Origin of the sequence: Corynebacterium kalidii, from assembly GCF_022869005.1 — a bacterium.
Lineage (GTDB): Bacteria > Actinomycetota > Actinomycetes > Mycobacteriales > Mycobacteriaceae > Corynebacterium > Corynebacterium kalidii.
Genome location: NZ_JALIEA010000017.1, coordinates 549005 through 574756 on the forward strand (window position 1 = coordinate 549005; position 25752 = coordinate 574756).

Annotated in this window: 21 protein-coding genes; 12 read left to right on the forward strand and 9 right to left on the reverse strand. The window is 70.0% G+C overall.

Going from position 1 to position 25752, the window contains the following annotated elements:
* Window positions 1-3 precede the first annotated feature (3 nt).
* From rapZ to secG, 8 genes are all read left to right on the forward strand, one after another.
* Complete coding sequence (rapZ, locus tag MUN33_RS13235) at window positions 4-948, forward strand: RNase adapter RapZ (protein ID WP_244805374.1); 945 nt, start codon at window positions 4-6, stop codon at window positions 946-948.
* Entirely contained in the window at window positions 945-2045 is a 1101-nt protein-coding gene (locus tag MUN33_RS13240; protein ID WP_244805375.1) for a gluconeogenesis factor YvcK family protein, read from the forward strand. Before rapZ ends, MUN33_RS13240 begins: the two co-directional genes overlap by 4 nt.
* Window positions 2029-3093 carry a DNA-binding protein WhiA gene (gene whiA / locus MUN33_RS13245; RefSeq protein ID WP_244805376.1) on the forward strand — a complete coding sequence of 355 codons (1065 nt, stop codon included), beginning with the start codon at window positions 2029-2031 and terminating at the stop codon, window positions 3091-3093. The genes MUN33_RS13240 and whiA overlap by 17 nt, the downstream gene beginning before the upstream one ends.
* A gap of 76 nt (window positions 3094-3169) precedes the next feature.
* A complete protein-coding gene (gap, locus tag MUN33_RS13250; protein WP_244805377.1) occupies window positions 3170-4177 on the forward strand; it encodes a type I glyceraldehyde-3-phosphate dehydrogenase in 1008 nt (335 codons plus the stop codon).
* 135 nt (window positions 4178-4312) lie between these two features.
* A complete protein-coding gene (locus MUN33_RS13255; RefSeq protein WP_244805378.1) occupies window positions 4313-5524 on the forward strand; it encodes a phosphoglycerate kinase in 1212 nt (403 codons plus the stop codon).
* A 12-nt stretch (window positions 5525-5536) separates the two neighbouring features.
* The gene (gene tpiA / locus MUN33_RS13260; protein WP_244805379.1) at window positions 5537-6319 is read left to right on the forward strand and encodes a triose-phosphate isomerase; all 783 of its coding nucleotides are present in this window, start codon (window positions 5537-5539) and stop codon (window positions 6317-6319) included.
* Window positions 6320-6418: 99 nt separating this feature from the next.
* Window positions 6419-9178: a phosphoenolpyruvate carboxylase gene (ppc, locus tag MUN33_RS13265; protein WP_244805540.1), complete on the forward strand. Its 2760-nt coding sequence runs from the start codon at window positions 6419-6421 to the stop codon at window positions 9176-9178.
* An 81-nt stretch (window positions 9179-9259) separates the two neighbouring features.
* Window positions 9260-9499: a preprotein translocase subunit SecG gene (secG, locus tag MUN33_RS13270; protein ID WP_244805380.1), complete on the forward strand. Its 240-nt coding sequence runs from the start codon at window positions 9260-9262 to the stop codon at window positions 9497-9499.
* Between the two features lie 102 nt (window positions 9500-9601).
* Here secG and pgl read toward each other — a convergent pair whose 3' ends face one another.
* The 5 genes from pgl to tkt form a co-directional block, all read right to left on the reverse strand.
* Window positions 9602-10417 (reverse strand): 6-phosphogluconolactonase, encoded by an 816-nt coding sequence (gene pgl / locus MUN33_RS13275; protein WP_244805381.1) that lies wholly within the window; start codon window positions 10415-10417, stop codon window positions 9602-9604.
* The gene (locus MUN33_RS13280; RefSeq protein ID WP_244805382.1) at window positions 10414-11466 is read right to left on the reverse strand and encodes a glucose-6-phosphate dehydrogenase assembly protein OpcA; all 1053 of its coding nucleotides are present in this window, start codon (window positions 11464-11466) and stop codon (window positions 10414-10416) included. Before MUN33_RS13280 ends, pgl begins: the two co-directional genes overlap by 4 nt.
* On the reverse strand, window positions 11466-13001 hold the full coding sequence (gene zwf, locus MUN33_RS13285) for a glucose-6-phosphate dehydrogenase (RefSeq protein ID WP_244805383.1): 1536 nt from the start codon (window positions 12999-13001) through the stop codon (window positions 11466-11468). Before zwf ends, MUN33_RS13280 begins: the two co-directional genes overlap by 1 nt.
* A complete protein-coding gene (gene tal, locus MUN33_RS13290; protein WP_244805384.1) occupies window positions 12998-14092 on the reverse strand; it encodes a transaldolase in 1095 nt (364 codons plus the stop codon). Before tal ends, zwf begins: the two co-directional genes overlap by 4 nt.
* Window positions 14093-14166: 74 nt before the next feature.
* Window positions 14167-16248 (reverse strand): transketolase, encoded by a 2082-nt coding sequence (tkt, locus tag MUN33_RS13295; protein ID WP_244805385.1) that lies wholly within the window; start codon window positions 16246-16248, stop codon window positions 14167-14169.
* A 321-nt stretch (window positions 16249-16569) separates the two neighbouring features.
* On the opposite strand from tkt, the gene MUN33_RS13300 reads away from it, so the two are divergent.
* Window positions 16570-17496, forward strand: a complete 927-nt coding sequence (locus tag MUN33_RS13300) for a heme o synthase (RefSeq protein WP_244805386.1) — start codon at window positions 16570-16572, stop codon at window positions 17494-17496.
* A 99-nt stretch (window positions 17497-17595) separates the two neighbouring features.
* Here the strand turns inward: MUN33_RS13300 and MUN33_RS13305 are convergent, their stop codons facing one another.
* The 4 genes from MUN33_RS13305 to mptB all read right to left on the reverse strand — a co-directional run bounded on the left by MUN33_RS13305 (window position 17596) and on the right by mptB (window position 22218).
* The gene (locus tag MUN33_RS13305; protein WP_244805541.1) at window positions 17596-18624 is read right to left on the reverse strand and encodes a COX15/CtaA family protein; all 1029 of its coding nucleotides are present in this window, start codon (window positions 18622-18624) and stop codon (window positions 17596-17598) included.
* A gap of 171 nt (window positions 18625-18795) precedes the next feature.
* On the reverse strand, window positions 18796-19596 hold the full coding sequence (locus MUN33_RS13310) for an ABC transporter permease (protein ID WP_244805387.1): 801 nt from the start codon (window positions 19594-19596) through the stop codon (window positions 18796-18798).
* Window positions 19593-20525, reverse strand: a complete 933-nt coding sequence (locus MUN33_RS13315) for an ABC transporter ATP-binding protein (protein WP_244805542.1) — start codon at window positions 20523-20525, stop codon at window positions 19593-19595. The genes MUN33_RS13310 and MUN33_RS13315 overlap by 4 nt, the downstream gene beginning before the upstream one ends.
* A gap of 25 nt (window positions 20526-20550) precedes the next feature.
* Entirely contained in the window at window positions 20551-22218 is a 1668-nt protein-coding gene (mptB, locus tag MUN33_RS13320; RefSeq protein WP_369414969.1) for a polyprenol phosphomannose-dependent alpha 1,6 mannosyltransferase MptB, read from the reverse strand.
* A 191-nt stretch (window positions 22219-22409) separates the two neighbouring features.
* On the opposite strand from mptB, the gene MUN33_RS13325 reads away from it, so the two are divergent.
* Genes MUN33_RS13325 through sufD form a run of 3 tightly spaced genes read left to right on the forward strand, consistent with a single transcriptional unit; the run spans window position 22410 to window position 25728 of the window.
* The gene (locus MUN33_RS13325) at window positions 22410-23069 is read left to right on the forward strand and encodes a helix-turn-helix transcriptional regulator (protein WP_244805388.1); all 660 of its coding nucleotides are present in this window, start codon (window positions 22410-22412) and stop codon (window positions 23067-23069) included.
* Between the two features lies 1 nt (window position 23070).
* On the forward strand, window positions 23071-24543 hold the full coding sequence (sufB, locus tag MUN33_RS13330; RefSeq protein WP_244805389.1) for a Fe-S cluster assembly protein SufB: 1473 nt from the start codon (window positions 23071-23073) through the stop codon (window positions 24541-24543).
* Between the two features lie 3 nt (window positions 24544-24546).
* The gene (gene sufD, locus MUN33_RS13335; protein WP_244805390.1) at window positions 24547-25728 is read left to right on the forward strand and encodes a Fe-S cluster assembly protein SufD; all 1182 of its coding nucleotides are present in this window, start codon (window positions 24547-24549) and stop codon (window positions 25726-25728) included.
* The last annotated feature ends 24 nt before the right edge of the window (window positions 25729-25752 follow it).

Consider the following 25752-nt stretch of genomic DNA (forward strand, 5'->3'; position numbering starts at 1 on the left):
GTCATGAACGATGCCACCCGAAACACGGGCACGCGACCTGACCAGCAGGAGGCGTCGCTGGTCCTCATCACCGGGATGTCGGGGGCCGGCCGCAAGGAGGCCGCCACCGTCCTCGAGGAGATGGGCTGGTACGTCGCCGACAACCTGCCGCCCGAGCTGATCATGCGCATGGTCGAGCTCAGCTTCGAGTCCGACTCCCCGGTCGAACGCCTGGCCGTGGTCACCGACGTGCGCTCCCGTGACTTCGTCGGCTCCCTGACTGACGTCCTCTCCAGCCTGCACGACTCCGGCCGGCGTCCCGTGGTGCTCTACCTCGACGCCGACGACAGGACCCTCATCCGCCGCTACGGCCGGGTCCGTCGCACCCATCCGCTGCAGGGCAGGGAGACCCTGCAGGCCGGCATCGACCGGGAGCGCGAGATGATGGAGGGCATCCGGCAGCGCGCCGACCTCGTCATCGACACCTCCGGCACCAGTGTCCACGACCTGCGCCGGGCGCTCGAAGGGTACTTCGAGGCGCTGTCCGACCGCCGCGAGCACATCACCGTGCAGTCCTTCGGCTTCAAGAACGGCGCCCCCCGCGACGTCGACATCATGCTGGACGCACGGTTCCTGCCCAACCCGCACTGGGAGGAGGAGCTGCGCGACTACAGCGGACTGGACACCCCCGTCGCCGACTTCGTCCTGTCGCGGCCCGAGGCCACCGAGTACCTCGACCTGCTGGAGGCGATGGTGTCCACCGCACTACCCGGATACCGACGGGAAGGCAAACGGTTCATCACCGTCGCCATCGGCTGCACCGGCGGCCAGCACCGCAGCCCGGCGGTGACCGAGGCCCTCGCCACCCGCCTGTCGGCGAACCCCGACCTCGACGTCCGGACGATCCACCGGGACCTGGAACCGGGGCGTCCCGGACGCACCAGCGCGGGGAAGGAGACCAACGCATGACCGGCCCCACCGACTCGACCGACTCCACCGACGATCCCGGTTTCGCCCTCGGACGGGTCACCGCGCTCGGCGGTGGACACGGCCTGTTCGCGACCCTGCGCTCAGCCCGCGCCGCCGCCGACTACGTCACCGCGGTGGTCACCGTCGCCGACGACGGCGGCTCCTCGGGCCGGATGCGCCGCGAACTCGGCTCACTGCCCCCCGGCGACCTGCGTATGGCCCTGGCCGCCCTGGTCCGCGACACCCCGCGCGGACACCTGTGGGAACGCACCCTCCAGCACCGTTTCTCCGGGCACGGGGCGCTGGCCGGGCACGCCGTGGGCAACCTGGTGCTCACCGGCCTGTCCGAGGTGCTGGGTTCCAGCATCGAGGCCCTGGACGAACTCAGTGACCTGCTCGGCATCCGCGGGCGCGTCCTGCCGATGTCACCGGAACCGCTCGACCTCGAAGCGGAGGTCCAGGGCATCGGCGACGACCCCCGCGAGGTCAACTCCGTACGCGGCCAGGTCGCCGTGGCCTCCACCCTCGGCCAGGTCCGCCGGGTGCGCCTGATCCCGCAGGACCCCGAGGCGTCCCCCGAGGCCGTCCAGGCGATCCTCGACGCCGACCTGGTCACCCTCGGGCCCGGCTCCTGGTTCTCCTCGGTGATCCCGCACCTGCTGATGCCCGGCATCGTCGAGGCCCTCGCCGAGACCACCGCCACCCGCGCGGTGATCATGAACCTCGTCGCTGAACCGGGGGAGACCAGCGGGTTCTCCATGGAACGGCACATCCACATGCTGCTGCAGCACTGTCCCACGCTCAGCGTCGACGTGGTCGTGGTCGACACCTCCGTGCTGCTGCCCGGCCATGAACGCCGACACATGGAACGCGCCGCCGCCCGCCTGGGGGCCACCGTCCTGTACCGCGACGTCCGTGAGGACGACGACCGCGGCCGGTGGACCGACCGCCACTCCTCCGAGAAGCTCGCCGGCGTCCTGCGTGAGCTCGCCGACTGGGAACGTCCCGCCACCGCCACGGTAGGATCACCCGGTACACACGACGAGCCGGGACACCCGGAGGAAAGGGGCGACAGCCACAGTGGCACTGACGTCTGAGGTGAAGGATGAACTGGCCAGGGTCACCGAGACCCGGCCGGAGGTCATGACCGCCGAGGTCTCGGGTCTGCTGCGGTACTGCGCCGGGCTGCACCTGGTCGCCGGGCAGGTCGTCGTCGAGGCCGAGGTCGACAGCGGCGCCACCGCCCGGCGGGTCGCCCGCTTCGTCGACGACCTCTTCGACCTCACCGCCGAGCTGCAGGTCGTCAGCGGGGGGAACCTGCGCAACTCCTCGCGGTACGTCCTGCGGTGGGCCCGCGGCGGCACCGAGCTGGCCCGCCGCACCGGCCTGATCGACCGGGCGGGACGTCCGGTGCGCGGCCTGCCGCCCTACATCATCGGCGGCACGGCCGACCAGTGCACGGCCGCCTGGCGGGGTGCCTTCCTGGCACGCGGCTCGCTGACCGAACCCGGCCGGTCGTCCTCCCTGGAGGTCACCACCCCCGGCAACGAGGCGGCCCTGGCACTGGTGGGCGCCGCCCGCCGCATCGGCGTCACCGCCAAGACGAAGGAGACCCGCGGGGTGATCCGCGTGGTCATCCGCGACGGGGAGACCATCGGCGACCTGCTGACCCGGATGGGTGCCCAGCGCACCCGCCTGGACTGGGAGGAACAGCGGATGCGCCGCGAGGTGCGCGCCACCGCCAACCGGCTGGCCAACTTCGACGACGCCAACCTGCGGCGGTCCGCCCGGGCCGCCGTCGTCGCCGCCGCGCGGGTCGACCGGGCGCTGACGATCCTCGGCGACGACGTCCCCGAGCACCTGGTGCAGGCCGGTACCCTGCGCGTCCAGCACCGCCAGGCGTCCCTGGAGGAACTCGGTCAGCTCGCCGACCCGCAGATGACCAAGGACGCCGTCGCCGGCCGGATCCGCCGGCTGCTCACCATGGCCGACCACCGCGCCTCCGAGCTCGGGATCCCCGACACCCACGCCGCCGTCACCGACGACATCTTCGACCTCGACGACAGTGACGGCACCGACGGTCCTGCCGAGACCGGCGAGCCCGGGGACGACCGGTCGACCTCGGACGACACCGACACCGACTAGCTTCCCGACACCCCGCCTGATTCCGCTGTAGTCTGGTGGCGGCAACTCACCACTCATCGAGAACAGGAGATCCATCGTGACGGTACGGGTAGGAATCAACGGGTTCGGCCGGATCGGCCGCAACTTCTTCCGGGCTCTCCGCGACAGCGGCGCTGACCTCGAGGTCGTCGCCTTCAATGACCTCACCGACAACAAGACGCTGGCCAACCTGCTGAAGTACGACTCCATCCTGGGCCGTCTGGACGCCGAGGTCAGCTACGACGACGAGTCGATCACCGTCGACGGCAAGCGCATCGTGGTCACCGCCGAGCGCGACCCGCAGAACCTCTCCTGGGGCGAGCTCGACGTCGACATCGTCATCGAGTCCACCGGGTTCTTCACCGACGCCACCGCCGCCAAGGCGCACATCGACGCCGGCGCCAAGAAGGTCATCATCTCCGCCCCGGCGAAGAACGAGGACGCGACCTTCGTCGTCGGTGTCAACCACACCGACTACGACCCGGAGAAGCACACGATCATCTCCAACGCGTCGTGCACCACCAACTGCCTGGCCCCGATGGCGAAGGTCCTGGACGAGGAGTTCGGCATCGTCAAGGGTCTGATGACCACCATCCACGCCTACACCGGCGACCAGCGCCTGCACGACGCCCCCCACAAGGACCTGCGTCGTGCCCGCGCCGCGGCCCTGAACATCGTGCCGACCTCCACCGGCGCGGCCAAGGCCGTGTCCCTGGTGCTCCCGCAGCTCAAGGGCAAGCTCGACGGCTACGCCCTGCGCGTGCCGGTGCCGACCGGTTCGGTCACCGACCTGACCTTCGAGGCCGCCTCCGAGGTCACCGTCGAGCAGGTCAACGCCGCCATCAGGAAGCACGCCGAGGGTGACCTCAAGGGCGTGCTGGCGTACTCCGACGACGAGCCGCTGGTCTCCACCGACATCGTGGGCGACTCGCACTCCTCGATCTTCGACTCGGGCCTGACCAAGGTCATCGGCAACCAGGTCAAGGTCGTCTCCTGGTACGACAACGAGTGGGGCTACTCCCGCCGTCTCGTCGACCTCACGGCCTATGTCGGTGAGCGGCTCTAGTCCGTCCAGTAGTCTGGTAGCTGTACCGGCCGGTTCCTCCGGTCCCACGGCGGGTCGGCACATGCCGACCCGCCGTCACCCTGTCCGACCACCCTGTCCGACCCCCACGTTCGCACCCCAGGAGACTTTGAAGCCATGACCGTGAAGACCATCGACGACCTCATCGCCGACGGCGTCGAGGGACGACACGTCCTCGTCCGCGCCGACCTGAACGTCCCGCTCAAGGACGGCGACATCACCGACCCCGGCCGCATCGACGCCTCCGTGCCGACGCTGCGCCGCCTCATCGACGCCGGCGCCCGCGTCATCGTCGCCGCGCACCTCGGCCGTCCGAAGGGTGAGCCGAACCCGGAGTTCTCCCTCGCGCCCGTCGCCGAGGCCCTGGCCGAGCGCCTGGACCAGTGGGTCCCGCTGGCCGGCGACGTCACCGGCGAGGACGCCCACGAGCGGGCCAACGGCCTCAACGACGGCGACATCCTCCTGCTGGAGAATGTCCGCTTCGACGCCCGTGAAACCTCGAAGGACGACGCCGAGCGCCAGGCCTTCGCCGCCGAACTCGCCGCCCTGACCGGTGACGACGGCGCCTTCGTCTCCGACGGTTTCGGCGTGGTGCACCGCCGCCAGGCCTCCGTCTACGACGTGGCCGCCCTGCTGCCGCACTACGCCGGCGGTCTGGTCCAGTCCGAGCTCGAGGTGCTGCGCACCGTCTCCGAGGACCCGGCGCACCCCTACGCCGTGGTCCTCGGCGGGTCGAAGGTCTCCGACAAGCTCGGTGTCATCGAGGCGCTCGCCCCCAAGGTCGACACCCTCATCATCGGCGGCGGCATGTGCTTCACCTTCCTCGCCGCGCAGGGGCACTCCGTGGGCAGCTCGCTGCTGCAGGAGGACATGGTCGACACCTGCCGTGACCTGCTGGACCGTTTCGGTGACGTCATCGCCCTGCCCACCGACGTCGTCGTGGCCCCCGAGTTCGCCGCGGACGCCCCGGCCACCACCGTCGCCGCCGACGCGATCCCCGACGGCCAGATGGGCCTCGACATCGGACCGGACGCCGTCGCCGCCTTCGCCGCGACCCTCGGTGCGGCGAAGACCGTCTTCTGGAACGGCCCGATGGGCGTCTTCGAGTTCCCGGCCTTCGCCGAGGGGACCAGGGGAGTGGCCGAGGCGATCATCGCCGCCACCGGCGCGGGTGCCTTCTCCGTCGTCGGTGGCGGGGACTCCGCCGCGGCCGTGCGTACCCTCGGCCTCGACGAGGACGGTTTCAGCCACATCTCCACCGGCGGCGGGGCCTCCCTCGAGTTCCTCGAGGGCAAGGAACTGCCCGGTATCACCGTTCTCGAGAACTGAGGAGCACCCACCATGTCACGCACCCCCCTGATCGCCGGCAACTGGAAGATGAACCTCAACCACCTGGAGGCCATCCAGGTGGTCCAGAAGTTCGCCTTCGCGCTGCCCAAGGACTACTACGAGCATGTCGACGTCGCGGTCATCCCGCCGTTCACCGACATCCGCAGTGTGCAGACCGTCGTCGACGGCGAGAAGATCCCGCTGACCTACGGTGCCCAGGACGTCTCCGTCCACGCGTCCGGCGCCTACACCGGCGAGGTCTCCGCCACGATGCTCGCCAAGCTCGGCTGCAGCTGGGTCGTCGTCGGGCACTCCGAGCGTCGCCAGTACCACGGTGAGGACGACGCCACCGTCGCCGCGAAGGCCAAGGCGGCCCTCGGCGCCGGCATCGCACCGATCGTGTGCGTCGGTGAGCCCCTGGAGGTCCGCGAGTCCGGCGGGCACGTCAGCTACGTCGTCGAGCAGACCCGCGCCTCCCTCGCCGGGCTGTCCGCCGCCGACCTGGCCGAGGTCGTCGTCGCCTACGAGCCGGTGTGGGCCATCGGCACCGGCAAGGTCGCCTCCGCCGCGGACGCCCAGGAGGTGTGCGCGGCGATCCGCGGGCTCGTCGCCGAGCTCGCCGACCAGCAGACCGCCGACGGTGTGCGCATCCTCTACGGTGGCTCGGTCAAGACCGACTCCGTCGCCGAGATCGTCGGCCAGCCCGACGTCGACGGCGGACTGGTCGGCGGGGCCAGCCTCGACGGCGAGGATTTCGCACGCCTGTGCGCAGCCGCTGCGAAGGCCGGTCGCTGAGGGCACAATGGGGGAATGACTTCCCCCCTCGATGATTCCGACACCACGGTGCCCGGCACCGCGATCCCCGTCGTCCCACCGGTCCGGGAGGAACCCGAGATCGTCCCCGGGCTGAGGCAGGACCTGCGGTACCTCGGCGCGATCCTCGGCGACGTCATCCGGGAGCAGGAGGGGGAGGACGTCTTCGCGCTCGTGGAGGACACCCGCAGGGCCGCCTTCAGCGTCCGGCACGGCGACGGCACGCTCTCCGGACTCGCCGACCGGCTGCGGGACCTCCCGGCCGAGCGGTCCCTCCCGCTGATCCGGGCGTTCTCCCACTTCGCCCTGCTGGCCAACCTGGCCGAGGACCTGCACGAGGAACGCCTCCGTGAACGGCTCGCCGACGAGGGCGAACCCCCGAGCCGGGCGTCGCTGCAGGCGGCGTGGAAGGCGCTCGACGACGGCGGTGTCACCGCCACCGAGGTCTCCCGTGCGGTGGAGTCGGCCTACGTCGCCCCGGTCCTCACCGCGCACCCCACCGAGACCCGTCGGCGGACCGTCTTCGACGTGCAGTGGGACATCACCCGGCTGATGCGCAACCGGGGCCGGATCCTCACCGCCGGGCGCACGGCCCGCAGCGACGAACGGCTCGCCGGCATCGACCGCAACATCCGCCGCCGCGTCACCATCCTGTGGCAGACCGCGTTGATCCGCTCGGTGCGTCCCCGCATCGAGGACGAGATCAACGTGGGGCTGCGCTACTTCACCATCAGCCTGCTGCAGGAGATCCCGCAGATCAACCGGCGCGTGACCCGCGAACTACGCGAACGCTACGGCGACTCGGTCCCGTCCACCCCGGTGGTGCGCCCCGGCAGCTGGATCGGCGGTGACCACGACGGCAACCCCTTCGTCACCGGCGACACCGTGGACTACGCCACCTCCCGCGCGGCGCAGACCGTCTTCGACTGGTACCTCACCCAGCTCCACGACCTGGAGCACGAGCTAAGCCTGTCGAGCCGCTTCACCGTCGTCACCGCCGGGCTCGACGAACTGGCCGACCGGGGCCACAACGACGTCCCGTCCCGCGCCGACGAACCCTACCGGCGCGCGGTGCACGGCATCCGCGGCCGCATCGCCGCCACAGCCACCGCCCGCATCAGCGGGTCCGTCGCCGCCGAGATCACCTCCCTCGGCCCCCACGAGCCCTACGCGCACGCCGACGACTTCCTCGCCGACCTGCACACCGTCGACGCCTCGCTCCGTGCCAGCGCCGACGGTCTCATCGCCGACCACCGCCTGGCGACCGTCATCGCCGCCGCCCGGTCCTTCGGCTTCCACCTCAGCAGCCTCGACCTGCGGCAGAACTCCGAGAGCTTCGAGGACATCCTCACCGAGATGTTCGCCCGCGCCGGCGTGACCGACGGCACCGGCGACTACGGCACACTCGACGAACAGCAGCGCGTCGACCTGCTGACCCGGGAGCTGCATTCACCGCGACCGCTCACGGACCCGCGTGCCCGGTGGAGCGAGGCGACCGAACGCGAACTCGGGATCTTCCGCGCCGCCGCCGACGCCGTCGCCCGGTTCGGTCCCGACGCCGTCCCGCACTGCATCATCTCCATGGCCTCGAGTGTCTCCGACATCCTCGAACCGATGATCCTGCTCAAGGAGGTCGGGCTCATCGACGTCACCGACGGGGTGGTCACCGGCGGGGTGGACGTGATCCCGCTGTTCGAGACCATCGACGACCTGGCCAACGGGGCGGCGGTGGTGCAGGAGCTGTGGGGCCACCGTTTCTACCGTGACTACGTGGCCCAGCGCGGCGGCGTCCAGGAGATCATGCTGGGCTACTCCGACTCCAACAAGGACGGCGGCTACTTCGCGGCGAATTGGGCGCTCTACGACGCCGAACTGGCCCTCGTCGACGCCGCGCGCGACGCCGGGGTGGGTCTGCGCCTGTTCCACGGCCGCGGCGGCACCGTCGGGCGTGGCGGTGGCCCCAGCCACGAGGCGATCCTCGCCCAGCCGGACGGTGCGGTGCAGGGCAGCGTCCGGATCACCGAGCAGGGGGAGATCATCTCCGCCAAGTACGGTGTGCCCTCCGTCGCCCGTCGCAACCTCGAGGCACTGGTGTCGGCCACCCTGGAGGCCAGCCTGCTGCCGGTCGACCGGATCGACGACCCCGACCGCGCCTACACCGCCATGCGCGAGATCGCCGGGCTGTCACGCGCGGCGTACTCCTCGCTGATGCACGAGGACGCCGGCTTCATCGGCTACTTCACCTCCTCGACGCCCCTGGAGGAGATCGGCAACCTGAACATCGGCTCCAGGCCCAGTTCCCGCAAACAGACCAGCAGCATCGCCGACCTGCGCGCCATCCCGTGGGTGCTGTCGTGGTCGCAGTCCCGCATCATGCTGCCCGGCTGGTTCGGCGTGGGATCGGCGCTGCGTGACTGGACCGCGGAGGGGGAGGGCCGCCTCGGGTACCTGCAGGAGCTGCACCGCACCTGGCCGTTCTTCCGCTCCGTGCTGTCGAACATGGCGCAGGTTATGGCCAAGGCCGACCTCTCGGTGGCGGAGCTGTACTCGGAGCTGGTGCCCGACCGGGACGACGCCCGGCGGATCTACGACACCATCGTCGAGGAGTTCCACCTGACCCTGCGGATGTGCCTGGAGATCACCGGGCAGGACAGCCTGCTCGCCGACAACCCGGCCCTGGCCCTGTCGGTGCGCAACCGTTTCCCGTACCTGCTGCCGCTGAATCTGCTGCAGCTGGAGCTGCTGCGACGGTACCGTGCCGGTGACCGCGGCGACGACGTGCTCGACGGCATCCGGTTGACCATGAACGGCCTGGCGACGGGGCTGCGTAACTCCGGGTAGTGTCGCAGGTGTCCCGTTTCCCCCACGTGGGCTATGATGGTGTGGTTACCGCATGGCCCCGACCGACGTAAGGCAGTTCGCATGGTTCTCACCCTCCAGATCGTTCTGGTGGTCACCAGCCTCATCCTGGGGCTGTCCGTTCTTCTCCACAAGGGGAAGGGCGGCGGTCTGTCCAGCCTCTTCGGTGGTGGGATGCAGTCCAGCCTCTCCGGCTCCACGGTCGTGGAGAAGAACCTGGACCGGCTGACGGTCACCACCGCCGTGATCTGGATCGCCGCCATCGTCGGGCTGAACCTCGTCGTCCACTACAACGTGGGCTGACACCGGGCAGTCCCCGCGACAGAGAAAGGCCGCTCCCGTGACCGGGGGCGGCCTTCATCGTGGTGGGGCGCCGGCCGACGTCCCGGTTACCCGGTCGCCGGTTCAGCGGGGGTCGGCCGCCGCATCGACATGCAGGACGGTGCGACGGAACCCCGACACCCCGGCGGCGGGCCACTGCTCCGGATCCTCTCCGGAGACCACTTCGGCGGCGGCCTCCCGCTTGGCCTCACCGGTGACCAACAGCCACACCTCCGCGGCCCGGTGGACCGCCTCGCGGGTCAGCGACACCCGCTCCGCCGGTGGCTTGGGGCAGTCACGCACCGCCACCACGGACGTCCCGGGGGCCGCGGCGAGTTCCGCGGTGTGCGGGAACAGGGAGTTGACGTGCCCCTCCGGCCCCATGCCCAGCAGGTGCAGGTCGAAACCGTCGGGGGCGAAGACCGCGAGGGTGGCGGCGTACCCGGCCGCGGCGGCGTCGAGCGCCGGACCGTCGGCCGGTCCGTCGTCACCGGGGACGGCGACCCGGTGGACGTTCGCCGCGGGGATCTCCACGTGGGAGAGCAGCTCGGTGTCCGCCAGTTCGTCGTTGCGTGCGGTGGGCCCGGTCGTCCCGGCGGGCACGAACCGCTCATCGCCGAAGAAGACGTGGACCTTCGCCCAGTCGACCGCGGTGACGGGGAAGGAGTCCGCCGAGACGCGGGCAGCGTGGTCGAGTGCGGCGAGCTCGCGGAGGACCGCGCCACCGGCGCCGCCGCCGGTCAGGACGATCCGGGCGTAGCCGTCGTCGCCGACCCCGCCGTCGCGCTGCACGCCGGCCACGAGCTCGACGATCTCGCGGGCGACCCCCTGTGCCAGGGAGTCGGGGGTGTCCCACCCGCTGACGTGCAGGTTCCTCGGGTCATTCGTCGGATCGTTCATCGGGTGCTCTCCTGGGCGGAAAAGGGGATCGAGGCGCTCATGCCGTCGCGCGGGGTCCGGACCCGCGGGAGGCCGTGCAGCGCCTGGCCGAACGCGCGGTCCGGTTCCAGGTGCCGCAGTTCCTCGGCGAGGCAGTCGCCGACCTGACGACGCGACAGGTTCACCACGGTGTCGGTGCCGACACCGGTGCTCACCCGCACGGAACGGTGGTTCAGCACGGTGAGCTCCACGGTGCCACCGCTGCAGTTGATCACCGTGCGCTGGATCGGGAACATCGGCTCGTCCTCGTCGTCGAGCGGCACCGCCGGGGACCCGTCGGCGCAGCGGGTGACCGGGACGTTCAACCTGTCGGCCAGCCAGCCGGCGGCGATGTCGACGGCCGGGTCGTCGGCGGGGCCGGAGACCTCCACCGACTGCACCGTGTCGCCGGCACGCTGGTCCAGGGCGCTGGACAGCAGCCCACGCCACGGGGTGATCCGGCTCCACACCAGGTCCGAGTCACCCAGCGAGTAGCCGATGCGGCGACGGAAGATCGCCTCGGCACCGCGTCCGGCCGCCGCGTCGGCGAAGCTGTCGGTGATCCGGCGGGTCGCCAACGCGCCGAGGGAGTCGGCCGCCGGGTTCCGCGGCGAGGTGAACGGCCACCACACCACCACCGGGGTGTCCGGCAGCAGCAGGGGGGTCACGGCGTTGTCGGCGTGGTCGGCCAGCTCGCCGTGCAGACGCATCAGGATCATCTCGGAGGCACCGGCGGTACCGCCCAGGTGGATCGCCGCGTCCATGCTGACCTGGGAGGTCGACCTGTCGTGCACGACGAAGATCACCCGGGCCGGGTGTTCCCGCGAGGCGTCGACGGTGGCGTTGACCACCGTGTCGAGGTCCTCCTCGGACCGTACGGACACGATGAGCGTCAGTACCCGGCCGGTGGCGATCTCGCCGCGTTCCTCCCGCAGCCGGTGCAGCCGGTCGGTCAGCTCGTGGGTGGTGGTGGTACCCAGGTCGACGACGGCGGCGTGGTCGCCGGCGTCGATGAATGTTGTCGATGGCATCAGGGACGCCTCCATTTCCTGCCGTGCCTGGACAGCATCCGGTCGGCACCGGACGGGCCCCAGGTGCCGGACTCGTAGTCTTCGGGGCGTCCTGCGGTGGCCCAGTAGTTCAGCACCGGGTCGAGGATCCGCCAGGACTCCTCGACCTCCTCGTTGGTGGGGAACAGGCTGGCCTCGTCCAGCAGGGCGTCGAGGATCAGTCGCTCGTAGGCCTCCGGGGACTGCTCGGTGAACGCCTCGGAGTAGGAGAAGTCCATGTTCACGTCGCGCACGTCCATCGCCGATCCCGGGACCTTCGAACCGAAGCGCAGCAGCACACCCTCGTCGGGCTGGACCCGGATGACGAGCACGTTGGAGTTCTGCGCCTCGGTCTGTTCCGGGCTGAAGGACTGGTGGGGGGCGTCCTTGAACACCAGGGCGATCTCGGTGACCCGACGGCCCAGGCGCTTGCCGGTACGCAGGTAGAACGGCACCCCGGCCCACCGACGGGAGTTGATCTCGAAGGTGGCCGCGGCGTAGGTCTCGGTGGTGGAGGCGGGGTCGAAACCGTCCTCCTCGCGCAGTCCGGGGACGAACTCCGAGCCCTGCCACCCGGCCGTGTACTGGCCGCGGGCGGTGGTCTGGGCGAACGGGCCGACCGGACGGGTCGCCTTGAGGACCTTGAGCTTCTCCGCCTTGAGTTCGTCGGGGGAGAAGGTCACCGGTTCGTCCATCGCCACCAGTGCCAGCAGCTGCAGCAGGTGGTTCTGCATCACGTCGCGGGCGGCACCGATGCCGTCGTAGTAGCCGGCACGGCCGCCGAGGCCGATGTCCTCGGCCATGGTGATCTGCACGTGGTCGATGTAGCCGGAGCTGAACAACGGCTCGAACATCTGGTTGGCGAACCGCAGCACCAGGATGTTCTGGACGGTCTCCTTGCCCAGGTAGTGGTCGATGCGGAACACCGACGACTCCGGGAACACGGAGTTGACGATCCGGTTGAGCTCGGTGGCGGACTCCTCGTCGTGCCCGAACGGCTTCTCGATGACGACGCGCTTCCACCCGTCGGTCGAGTCCGCCAGCCCGGAGCGCTCCAGCTGGTTGCAGACCTCGGAGAAGTACTGCGGCGGGACGGAGAGGTAGTAGGCCCAGTTTCCGCCGGTGCCACGTTCCTCGTCCATACGGCGGGTCATCGCCGCCAGGTCGTCGAAGGCGGAGTCGGTGACGAAATCGCCCTTGACGAACTGGATACCGGCGGCGAGCTGCTCCCACACGGCCTGACGCCAGGGAGTGCGCACCCGGTCACGGACCGCGGAGAGGACCTCGGCCTCGAACTCCTCCTTGGTCCAGTCCCGGCGTCCGTAACCGATCAGGCTGAAGCCCGCGGGCAGCAGGCCCCGGTTGGCCAGGTCGTACACCGCCGGGAGAAGTTTGCGGCGTGCCAGGTCACCGGTGACCCCGAAGATCACCAGGCCGCTGGGACCGGCGATCCGGGGGACACGACGGTCCGCGGAGTCGCGTAAGGGGTTCTCCCACAGCGGGGATCCGGAACTCACAGACGCTCCCCGATGGTGTCGAGGAGCTCCTGCCAGGAGCTGACGAACTTCTCGACGCCCTCGTGCTCCAGCACGCGGAAGACGTCGGCGAGGTCGACGCCCAGGTCCTCCAGTGCGGCGAAGACCTCGCGCGCGTCGTCGCCGGTGCCGGTGAGGGTGTCACCGGTGACGGTGGCGTGGTCGATCGTGGCGTCGAGGGTGTCCTCGGGCATGGTGTTGACCGTCTGCGGACCGACGAGGCCGGTGACGTACAGGGTGTCCGGGTAGTCCGGGTTCTTCACCCCGGTGGAGGCCCACAGGGGACGCTGGGCGTGCGCGCCGGCGGCCTGCAGCTGCTCCCACCGGGAGTCCTGCAGCAGGTCGACGGTGAACGCCTCGTAGGCGAGGCGTGCGTTGGCCAGACCCGCCTTGCCCTGCACTGCCAGGGCCGCCGCGGTGCCGATCTCGGCGAGCCGGCGGTCGACCTCGGTGTCCACGCGGGAGACGAAGAAGCTCGCCACCGAGTGGATACGGGACAGGTCGTGGCCGTTGGCCTGGGCCTGGGAGATGCCCTCGATGAACGCGGCGACGACCTGACGGTAGCGTTCGACGCTGAAGATCAGGGTGACGTTGACGCTGATCCCGGCGGCCAGCACCTCGGTGATGGCCGGGAGGCAGGCCTCCGTGGCGGGGATCTTGATCATCACGTTCTCGCGTGCGACGTCGGCGTACAGCTGCTTCGCCTGTGCCACGGTGCCCTCGCGGTCGTCGGCGAGACCGGGGTCGACCTCGATGGAGACCCGCCCGTCGACGCCTCCCGACGCCTCGTAGACGGCGGCGAAGGCGTCGCAGGCGTTGCGGACGTCCTCCACGGCCATGGTGAACACGGCCTCGGACGCACCGGCGCCGGCCGCCTTCAGCGCCCCGATCTGCTCGTCGTAGGCGGTGCCGGCCGACATCGCCTTGGCGAAGATCGCCGGGTTGGTGGTGACCCCGACGATCCCGGTCCCGCTGATCAGTTCAGCGAGGTTGCCGGAGGTCAGCCGGTCTCGGGAGAGGTCGTCCAACCACACGGAGGTACCGGCGGCGGAGAGTTCATGTACGTGGTTCACGGGTGATCAACCAGCTTTCTGCTCTAGGGGTGTCAGAGTCCCGACGTGCGGGAGGCGTCGGAGGTGGTGCAGGTTCAGAGGATCTCGCGGGCGGCCGCGGCGACGGCGTCGGCGGTGATGCCGAACTCGCGGTACAGCGTCTTGTAGTCGGCGGACGCCCCGAAGTGCTCCAGGGAGACGGTGCGTCCGGCCGTGCCGGTGTAGCCCTTCCACGGCATGGCGATGCCGGCCTCGACGGACACCCGGGCGGTGACCGAGGAGGGGAGGACGGACTCACGGTAGTCGGCGTCCTGCTGGTCGAACCACTCCATGCAGGGCACGGAGACCACGCGGGTGCCGATACCCTCGGCCTCGAGGGCGGCGGCGGCCTCGACGGCCAGCTGCACCTCGGAGCCGGACCCCATCAGGATCACCTGCGGGGTCTCGGTGGAGGACTCGACCAGGACGTAGGCGCCGCGGGCGACACCCTCGGCCGCCTTCTCCTTCGTCCCCTCGAGCACCGGCACACCCTGACGGGTGAGCACCAGTGCCTTCGGGCCCGCGGGGGCCTTGAGCGCCGCGGCCCATGCCTGGGCGGTCTCGTTGGCGTCCGCCGGACGGATCACCGCGAAGTTCGGGATGGCACGCAGCGCGGCGAGGTGCTCGACCGGCTGGTGGGTGGGGCCGTCCTCGCCGAGGCCGATGGAGTCGTGCGTCCACACGTGGTAGACGTCGGTGCTCATCAGGGCGCCGAGGCGTACCGCACCACGGGCGTAGTCGGCGAACTGCAGGAACGTCGCCCCGTAGGGACGGGTCGCACCGTGCAGGGCGATGCCGTTGAGGATCGCGGCCATCCCGTGCTCACGGATGCCGAAGTGCAGGTTCCGGCCGTAGGGGTGTGCCGACCAGGTGTCCGTGGAGATGGACTCCGGGCCGACGCTCTTCTCGCCCTTGATGATGGTGTTGGTGGAGCCGGCGAGGTCGGCCGAACCGCCCCACAGCTCCGGCAGGGTGGCACCCAGTGCCTGGAGGGCGGCCTCGGAGGCCTTACGGGTCGCGAGGTTCTCACCGGCGTCCCAGGACGGCAGGTCTGCGTCGAAGCCCTCCGGGAGTTCGCGGGCGGCGATGCGGTCGTGCAGTGCGCGGGCTTCGGGGTTCTTCTCCGCCCAGGCGTCGAAGTCGCGCTGCCAGGCGTCGTGGGCCTCGCGGCCACGCTCCACCAGCTGCCGGGTGTGCTCGACCACCTCCGCCTCGACGGGGAAGTTCTCGTCGGTGGGGAAGCCCAGGATCTCCTTGACCGCGGCGATCTCCTCGGCACCCAGTGCGGCACCGTGGGCGGCACCGGTGTTCATCTTCGTCGGCGCCGGGTAGCCGATCACCGAACGCACGCGGATGAAGCTCGGACGGGTCGTGTCGGCCTTCGCCGTCTCCACCGCCTCGAGGATGGCGGTGACGTCCTCGGCGTTGACGTCGAGGGTCTGCCAGCCGTAGGCCTCGTAGCGGGCGACGACGTCCTCACCGAAGGCGATGTCGGTGTTGTCCTCGATGGAGATGCTGTTGTCGTCCCAGAAGACGATGAGGTTGCCGAGCTGCTGTGTGCCGGCGAACGACGACGCCTCGGAGGTGACGCCCTCCTGCAGGTCCCCGTCGGAGGCGATGACGTAGATGTGGTGGTCGAACGGGGAGGTGCCCTCCGGGGCCTCCGGGTCGAACAGCCCACGTTCACGACGGGCGGCCAGGGCCATGCCCACCGCCGAGGCCAGTCCCTGGCCCAGGGGACCGGTGGTGATCTCCACCCCGTCGGTGTGGCCGACCTCCGGGTGGCCCGGGGTCTTGGAGCCCCAGGTGCGCAGCGCCTTGATGTCGTCCAGTTCCAGACCGAAGCCGCCGAGGTAGAGCTGGATGTACTGGGTCAGCGAGCTGTGGCCGGCGGACAGGACGAACCGGTCACGGCCCAGCCAGTTGCGGTCCGACGGGTCGTGGCGCAGCACCCGCTGGTAGAGGGTGTAGGCCAGCGGGGCGAGGGACATGGCGGTGCCGGGGTGCCCGGAGCCGCAGTTCTCGACAGCGTCGGCTGCGAGGACCCGGACCGTGTCGACGGCCCGGGTGTCCAGCTCGGTCCAGTCGTCCGGGTACTTCCGGACCGTGCGGGCTTCGAGGTCCTTGGGGAGTGTCACGCTGGGTAGCCTTCCTGTCGTCTGTGGCGTAAGGGGACACGGGCACAGCGACCGGCACAGCGACCACGGCTGGCCGCCGGGCGGAGCCCGTGTAACCCGGACCAGTCTAGTGTCCCCGGGTCCGCCGTGTCACCGGCGGACCCGGGCCGGACCCAGGCAGACCCCGGCCGGACCCAGGCGGGGCCGGTGGTCACCTGGCTCGGCGACAACGGTTTCCGGTCCCACCACTGCCTCAGGTAACCTGTCCGTTTGGCAGATCCGTGCGTCCCGACGACCAGGGATGCACGGTGACCGATGGCGTTTATGGAGGCGGACTGACCGGTGGACAAGATCAAGGCGTATATCTCGCTGACGAAACCCCGGGTCATTGAACTGCTACTTGTCGCCGCCATCCCGTCGATGCTCCAGGCGCAGCGCGGGGAGATCAACCTCGGGCTGATCCTGTTGACGCTCGTCGGTGGGTGGATGGGTGCCGCCGCGGCGAACACCTTCAACATGGTCGCCGACTACGACATCGACCAGAAGATGCGTCGTACCCACCGCCGGCCGTTGGCCAAGCACACGGTCAACAAGACCGAGGCCAGGATCTTCGCCTGGGCGTTGACCGTCGGCAGCGTGCTGTGGCTGGGCCTGCTCTGCGACTCGTGGCTGGCGTCCGGGTTCATCCTGTTGACGATCTGGTTCTACATCTTCGTCTACACCAAGTGGCTCAAGCGGCGCACCTGGCAGAACGTGATCTGGGGCGGTGCCGCCGGCTGTATGCCGGTGATGGTCGGTTGGGCCACCGTGACCGAGGCCGACGGCGGTTCCTTCAACGCCGGCTGGTTGTCCTGGGCCCAGGCCCTGGTGCTCTTCCTCATCATCTTCTTCTGGACGCCGCCGCACACCTGGGCGCTGGGGATGCGGTACCGCGAGGACTACGAGGCCGCCGGTGTGCCGATGATGCCGGTGGTGAAGCCTCCGCTCGAGGTCACCCGTCAGATCCTCTGGTACACCTGGGCGACGGTGGTCACCTCCCTGCTGCTGGTCCCGGCCACCGGGTGGGTCTACACCGTGGTGGCCCTGCTCAGCGGCGCGTGGTTCATCCTGCGGGCACACGGCCTGCACAACGGGGTGAAGAAGGGTGTGAAGGTCAAGCCGATGAACCTCTTCTTCCTGTCGAACAACTACCTCTCGGTCCTCTTCGTCGGCCTGTCCGTCGACGCCGTGCTCGGACTGGAGACCGTCCCGCAGCTGCTCGGGCTCTGACCCGCTCCGCCCGGCTCTGACCGGTACGACGAGCGACGCCCCGTCCCCCTTCGGTGGGGGACGGGGCGTCGGTCGTCTCGCGTGGCTCAGCGGAGAGTCTCAGCGCTGTGCGACGGCGTCCTCGGTGTCGTAGTCCCGGTCGGCGGCGTCCTCACCGCGCCGGAACCGCATCGACCACAGCAGCCCCGTCGCCGCGGCGACGACCGCCGAGCCGAGCACGTGCGGCGGGACCGTCCACCGGGGCACGCCCAGGTTGTACTGGACGACGCCGACGACGCCCTGCAGGATGATCCCGATGATCAGCACCACCGCGGCCGTCTTGATGCGGCGGTCGACGTGGACGGCGAGCAGGCCGGCGAGCAGACCGATGGTGATGCCCATGTACAGGTACATCGCGTGGGCGTGCAGGTTCGCGATCTCGAAGAGCGCGAGCTGCAGCCGGTCGCTCTCCTGGATGGCCTCGTCACCGGCGTGCGGGCCGGAGCTGGTGGTCATGGTGCCGGTCACCAGGGTCAGGGCGAGGGTCAGCGCCGACCCCCACGTCGCCCACCGCAGGGCCTTCGGCATGGTCGCGCGACGGGGGCTGTCGTCGTCCTCGCCGATCTTGACCACCATCACCGCGGCGAAGAACACGAGCACCATCGACGGCAGGAAGTGCGCCATCACGATCCACCAGGCCAGGTCGAGGTGCACCGTGATGCCGCCGATGACCGCCTGGGCGATGATGCCCAGCCCCTGGAGGAAGGCGATGTGCAGGATCGAGTCACGCCGGGCGGCGCGCAGGACGGCCAGGAAGGCCACCAACGCCGCGATGATCAGGACGAAGGTGAGCATCCGGTTACCGAACTCGATCGCCTGGTGGATGGCCGGGGTGGTGCCGGACTCCGGGACCAGTGACCCCGGGTGGCACTGCGGCCAGGTCGGGCACCCCAGGCCCGAGCCGGTGACGCGCACCAGGGACCCGGTGAAGGTGATCCCTCCCTGGCACACCATGAGGATCACCGCGTACAGGCGTTGCCGGCGCACCGTGGGGACGGGGGTCTTCGCGCACAACACCAGGATCGCGGTGTAGAGGCGCAGGAGGAACCGGTTGACCGGGTGGCCGGTGGCGTCCACCCGGGCGCGCATCCGGGGCAGGGTGGTGTCTCCCACCCTGGCTGCGGTGGCCTGGTTCCCACTGTTCTCACTGGCTGGAGGGCTGTTGTCCTGGGTTTTCTGCGAGACCTTCACGGTCGTCCAGTCTATCGCCCCCGGGCACGGCGACCGTAATCAGCGACGGGACGGTGTCCCGGCGACCGGTCAGTCGTCGTCCATGGTGAAGGAGAAGAACCGGACCGCCAATGCGCCACCCACCACGCCCCAGGCGGCGAGGACGGCGAGTGCCGCGGGGTTGAACGACCCTGCGGCGGAGTCGACGAGGCCGTCGGTGAGCGCCACCGAGGGCAGCACCCCCAGGACGCCCTCCACCGGTCCGGGGATGTCGGTGTCCATGGTGGTGAGGACCGCCGCACCCATCAGCACGAACCAGATGGTGTTGCCCAGGGCCAGGACGAGTTCCGAGCTCAGCGTGCCGCCCAGCAGCAGGCCGAGGGCGGTGAACGTGGCGACGCCGACCACGGTGAACAGCAGTGCCGGCAGGGCCCCGGTGGCGCTCGGGGACCAGCCCAGCAGCAGTGCGACGACGGTGAGCACTACGAGCTGCACCAGGACCGCGGCACCGACCGCCAGGACCTTCCCGCTGATCAGGATGTGACGGGGGACGCCGCAGGCGCCGATGCGTTTGAGGGCGCCGTAGCGGCGGTCGAAGGCGACGGCGATCGCCTGTCCGGTGAAGCCGGCGCTCATCAGGGCGACGCCGACGGTCATCGGGTAGATGCTCTGCACCGGGTCGTCCAACGGGACCAGGGGGATCAGGCTCAGCGCGACGAGCAGCCCCAGGGGGATCACCAGCGACAGGAGCTGCTGCTCACCGTGCCGGAGGAACAGCAGGGTCTCGATGCGGGCCTGCGCCAGGAGCATGCGTCCGGTCGGTGCCTGCCGTGGGCGGGGGGTGAACTGCCCGGGGGTGAAACGCCCCGTGGTCTGTCGGGACCGGATCATGCCCGGATCTCCCTTCCTGTGATGTCGAGGAAGACGCTCTCGAGGCTGCGCTGGTCGACGTCCAGCGACGTGACCAGCACCTCCTGGCGGGCGGCTTCGTCGGTGATCTCGCGGATCAGTTCCGGGGTGACCGGCGCCGAGACGGTGATCAGGGTGGGACGGGTCACCGAGACGGTGGCCCCCAGGGGTGCGAGGCGGTCGGACAGGACGCGCAGGTCGATCTCGCGGTCCGTGGCCACCGCGACCCGTGGGTCGGCGCTGCTGGTGAGCTCACTGATGGTGCCCTGCGCCACGGCCTTGCCGTGGTCGATGATCACGACCTGGTCGGCCAGGGCCTCGGCCTCGTCCATGAGGTGGGTGGTGAGGACCACCGACACCCCGTCGTTGCGCAGCGCGGCGATGAGGTCCCACACCGCCAGACGCGACTGGGCGTCGAGCCCGGCGGTCGGTTCGTCCAGGAACACCAGTTCGGGACGCCCCACCAGGGCCAGAGCCAGGGAGAGCCGTTGCTGCTGGCCGCCGGAGAGTCGACGGTAGCTGGACTTCTCGTGCCCGGTGAGCCCCACGGTGTCCAGGAGCCAGGCCGGGTCGAGCGGGTCGGCGGAGTAGGACGCGGCGAGCGCCAGCATCTCGCCGACCCGGATCCCCGGGTACGCCCCGCCACCCTGCAGCATCACCCCGATGCGCCCGCGCAGCCGGTCGGTGTCCTGGGCGGGGTCGGTGCCCAGGACCTCGACGGTGCCGGCGTCGGGGACGAGGAACCCCTCGCACATCTCGACCGTCGTCGTCTTGCCGGCGCCGTTGGGGCCGAGCAGGGCGAGCACCTCGGCCTGCCCGACGGTGAGGTCCAGACCGTCGACGGCGGTGAGGTCCCCGTACCTCTTGACCACGCCCCGCAGGCGGAGTGCAGGTCGACCGTCGGCGTCCATCCCAGCGCTATCCACGGCCCAGAGTCTAGCCGGTGGCCTTGCGGCGTTGGTAAAGCAGCCAGCCGAGGACGATGAGCACCACGGAGAACAGTGCCGACATCAGGTACATCACCGCCACGGTGGACGGCGGCAGGTTCAGGCCGCGGGGGAGGATGAAGTAGCTCAGGACCGCGGAGTAGGCGACCACGGCCACGCGGAACGTCGCGCGGTTGGCCCACGCCGCCAGCGGCATGACGGCCCAGAGCACGTACCAGGGGTGGACGACGGGGAAGAACACGACGAGGAAGAACGTCGCCACCCCCAGCCCGCCGACGGGGTGCACCCGCCCCTGGAACGCGGCCCAGAGCATGCGCACCACCCAGAAGGCCCCGATCATCAGGCCGATCAGCCGGGCGGTCGCCAGGGCGGCCTCACCGTGGTCGCCGAGACCGAGCCACTGTCCGGTGTTCGAGGTGAGCAGGCCGATGTCGGTGGTCACGGACATCCAGCTGATGACCTCGGTCGCCCCGCCCTGCACCATGATCCAGCCGAAGCCGAGCCCGGAGCCCAGCGACACCGCCGCCACGACCGCCGCCGTCCCGACGGCGTACACCAGGGCGGCCACGACCAGGTCGCGGAACCTCCCGCCCAGGTGACGGGCCAGGGCGACGCCGACGAACCCCAGCGCCAGGAATGCGGTGACCTTCACCATCCCCGCGGAATTGATCAGGACCACACCCACCGCGCCCCACATCCACCGTCCGGCGACGGTGGCGCGGTCCGGGTCGACGGCGCGCAGCCCGCACTCGACGCCGGCGAGCAGCAGCCCCATCATCACCGCTTCGTTGTGCACGCCCGCCACCAGGTGCAGGTAGACCAGCGGGTTGAGGATCCCGAGCCACAGCGCGGCCTGGGGGTGCACCCCGCACCGCCGTGCCAGGTGGACCACGGCCCAGGCCGCGACGAAGACGCAGGCGACCGAGATGAGCCGGTGGACGATTACGCCGGCGGCGATGACGTCGCCGGTGGCCTTCGAGATAACCGCGGCCATCCCCTCGGCGACCGGCCCGTAGGGCGCCGGCGAGTGGGACCATTCGAAGGGCACGGACCGGGCCAGGTCGTCGTCCACCCCGAGCAGGTCCACCGGCCCGGCGGAGTACGGGTCCATCCCCTGCGCCGCGATCGAGCCCTGCGCCAGGTAGGAGTAGATGTCCTGGGTGAACATCGGAGCGGTGGCCAGCAGGGGGAGGACCCAGAGCACGCCGATACGCACCAGCGACGCCATCGGCAGCAGCGGGGCAGGGGTGTCCTTCGACGGCACGCAGTAGCGCCAGAGCAGGAGCCAGCCGACGATGAGCAGGCTGATCCCCACGAACACCGCCACGGTGGTGGAGTGCAGCATGCGGGACAGGAAGCCGCTGACCGGCAGCGACCACAGGGAGTTGCCGACCACCGGGAGTGCGCCGGCGCCGATGCCGCCCACACCGATGAGGACGGAGCCGACGATGCCGGTGAAGATCCCCAGCCGCAGCCTCAGCAGTTCGGACGAGGTGAAGCGGCGGGTCGAGGCGGCGGGGCTGGCGGTGTGCAGCAGGGCGCTGCGCGAGCCCGCGGTGCCGATGTTCGGCAGGAGCCCGAACATGCCCCCGAGCCCGCGGACCCGGCGGGGCCCGTCACCGGAGACGGTGTTGTCAGAGGGAGGTGGCTGGGTCACACCGGCATTCTACGGGCCGGGTCGCGGACACCGGGCACGGGACGCCCGGTGTTGCGGAAATGCCGGGATCGGTAGAGCAGCGAAACAACAGGTCAGCCTGCCCTTATTAGACAACGGGAATGATTTACGCGACACTCGTGTTGTCTAATCATGACCCGCTGTCACAACTGTCGTCGAGGAGGGAACAGCTCATGAGCGAACGGGACACACGCCGTGAAGTTCTGGCGCAGATCCTCCGGAACGGACCGGTCAGCGCCACCGACATCAGCGAGGCGCTCGGACTGAGTGCCGCCGGTGTGCGGAGGCACCTCGACAACATCGTCGCCGACGGACTCGCCGAGACCGCCGAGGCGCCACGGGCGGTCGGTGGCCGCACGCGCGGCCGTCCCGCCAGACTGTACCGGCTGACCGACGCCGGACGGGGCCGTTTCGGCCATGATTACGACACACTCGCGCTCCTGGCCCTCCGGGCCCTCCGGGACACCGGTGGTGACGACGCGGTCGCCGAGTTCGCCGACCAACGCATGCAGGACCTGTTCAGGACCGTCGACGACTCCGTGCCGGAGGACGTCGTGGACCGTGCGGGCCGCATCGCCGAGGCCCTGACCGAACGGGGCTACGCGGCCACCGTCGACGAGGCGGCGACCGGGGTCCAGATCTGCCGCCACCACTGTCCGATCCAGGACGTCGCCCACGAGTTCCCCGAACTCTGCGCGGCGGAGCACCGTGTGGTCACCGACCTCCTCGGCCACCACACCCAACCCCTGGCGACCATCGCCGACGGCAACGGTATCTGCACGACACATATCCCGCTGACCACAATCCACCCTTCATCCACGAAGGAGAGTTGACATGACTCAAGCTGCACAACTACCCGACAACAAGGCCCAGACGCCCGCGGAGGCGCCGACGAAGCCGCAGACCGACGACGAGATCATCGACTCGATCGGCGCCTACGGCTACGGCTGGCACGACTCCGACGCCGCCGGTGCCGCCGCCGAGCGCGGCCTGTCCGAGGCCGTCGTCCGCGACATCTCCGCCAAGAAGAACGAGCCCGAGTGGATGCTCGAGCGCCGTCTCAAGGCCCTGAAGACCTTCGACCGCAAGCCGATGCCGACCTGGGGCGCCGACCTCGACGGCATCGACTTCGACAACATCAAGTACTTCGTGCGGTCGACGGAGAAGCAGGCCCAGACCTGGGAGGACCTGCCGGAGGACATCAAGGAGACCTACGACAAGCTCGGCATCCCCGAGGCGGAGAAGCAGCGCCTGGTCGCCGGTGTCGCCGCCCAGTACGAGTCCGAGGTCGTCTACCACCAGATCCGTGAGGACCTCGAGCAGCAGGGTGTGATCTTCCTCGACACCGACACCGCGCTCAAGGAGTACCCGGAGCTGTTCAAGGAGCACTTCGGCACGGTCATCCCCGCCGGCGACAACAAGTTCTCCGCGCTCAACACCGCCGTGTGGTCCGGCGGCTCGTTCATCTACGTGCCCAAGGGTGTGCACGTCGACATCCCGCTGCAGGCCTACTTCCGGATCAACACCGAGAACATGGGCCAGTTCGAGCGCACGTTGATCATCGTGGACGAGGACGCCTACGTCCACTACGTGGAGGGCTGCACCGCGCCGATCTACAAGTCGGACTCCCTGCACTCCGCGGTCGTCGAGATCGTGGTGAAGAAGGGCGGCCGGTGCCGCTACACCACCATCCAGAACTGGTCGAACAACGTCTACAACCTGGTCACCAAGCGCACCCGTGCCGAAGAGGGCGCGACCATGGAGTGGGTCGACGGCAACATCGGCTCCAAGGTGACGATGAAGTACCCGGCGGTGTGGATGACCGGCCCGCACGCCAAGGGCGAGGTCCTGTCCGTGGCGTTCGCCGGCGAGGGCCAGGTGCAGGACACCGGCGCGAAGATGGTGCACATGGCACCGCACACCTCCAGCAACATCGTCTCGAAGTCGGTGGCCCGCTCCGGTGGGCGCGCCGCCTACCGCGGCCTGGTGCAGATCAACAAGGAGGCCCACCACTCGAAGGCCAACGTGGAGTGCGACGCCCTCCTGGTCGACTCGATCTCCCGGTCAGACACGTACCCCTACAACGACATCCGTAACGACCACGTCACCCTCGGCCACGAGGCCACGGTCTCGCAGGTGTCCGAGGACCAGCTGTTCTACCTGATGAGCCGTGGGCTCGAGGAGGACGAGGCGATGGCGATGATCGTCCGCGGCTTCGTGGAGCCCATCGCCAAGGAGCTCCCGATGGAGTACGCCCTGGAGCTCAACCGACTGATCGAACTGCAGATGGAAGGATCGGTGGGTTAACCGATGACCACTCCCGTGACAACCCCCGCCAACAGCATGCCCACCAAGGGCGACCGGTTCCAGTCCACCGACCCGGCGGCCTTCCCGGTCCCGCACGGCAAGGACGAGGACTGGCGCTTCACCCCGCTGCGCCGCCTGCGGGGCCTGGAGGACGCGTCGGCGGGGAAGGCCGCCCCGGCGGCCCGTCCCGCGGTCACCGTGGACACCGGCGACCAGGCCGGGGTGACCTACTCCGAGCTGGCCATGGACGACGAACGCACCGGCCGCGCCGGCCTGCCCGTCGACCGTCCGGCCGCCGAGGCCTGGGTCAACAGCTCCGTGGCCGACCACGTGCTCGTGGCGAAGGACACCGTCCTGGAGGCCCCCGTCACCGTGACGGTCACCGGCGCCGGCGACGACGTGACCACCTACGGCACCACCGTCATCGAGCTCGAGCCGCACGCCGAGGCGATCGTCGTCCTGCGCTACCAGGGCGAGGGCGTGCACTCCGACAACCTGGAGTTCGTCGTCGGTGACGGCGCCCGCCTGACCGCCGTGGTGTGGGAGGACTGGGGCCGCACCGCGGTGCACCTGTCCAACTCGCACATCCTCGTCGGCCGCGACGCCACGGTCCGGCACACCGTCGCGACGTTCGGCGGCGACGTCGTGCGCTCCGTCCCGCACGTCCGCTTCGCCGGCCCCGGCGGCGACGCCGAGCTGCTGGGGGTCTCCTTCGCCGACTCCGGCCAGTACTTCGAGCAGCGTCTGCTGGTCGACCACAGCGTGCCGAACTGCCGCTCAAACGTGCTCTACAAGTCGGCGCTGCAGGGCGAGTCCGGGCGCCACGGTTCCGAGGCCCGCACCGTGTGGATCGGCGACGTGCTGATCCGTCCGGAGGCCACCGGGACCGACACCTACGAGACCAACAAGAACCTCGTGCTCACCGAGGGCGCACGTGCCGACGCCGTGCCGAACCTGGAGATCCAGACCGGCGAGATCGTCGGTGCCGGCCACGCCGCCACCGTCGGACGCTTCGACGACGAGCACATGTTCTACCTGAAGTCCCGCGGCATCTCCGACGAAGAGGCCCGCCGACTGATCATCCGCGGTTTCTTCACCGACGTCATCCGCCGCGTCCCCGTCGAGGGCATCCGCGAGAACCTCGAGGACGTCGTCGAGCAGGAACTCGCCAACACCGTCCTCTGATCCACCCACACCCCGGTTAGGAAC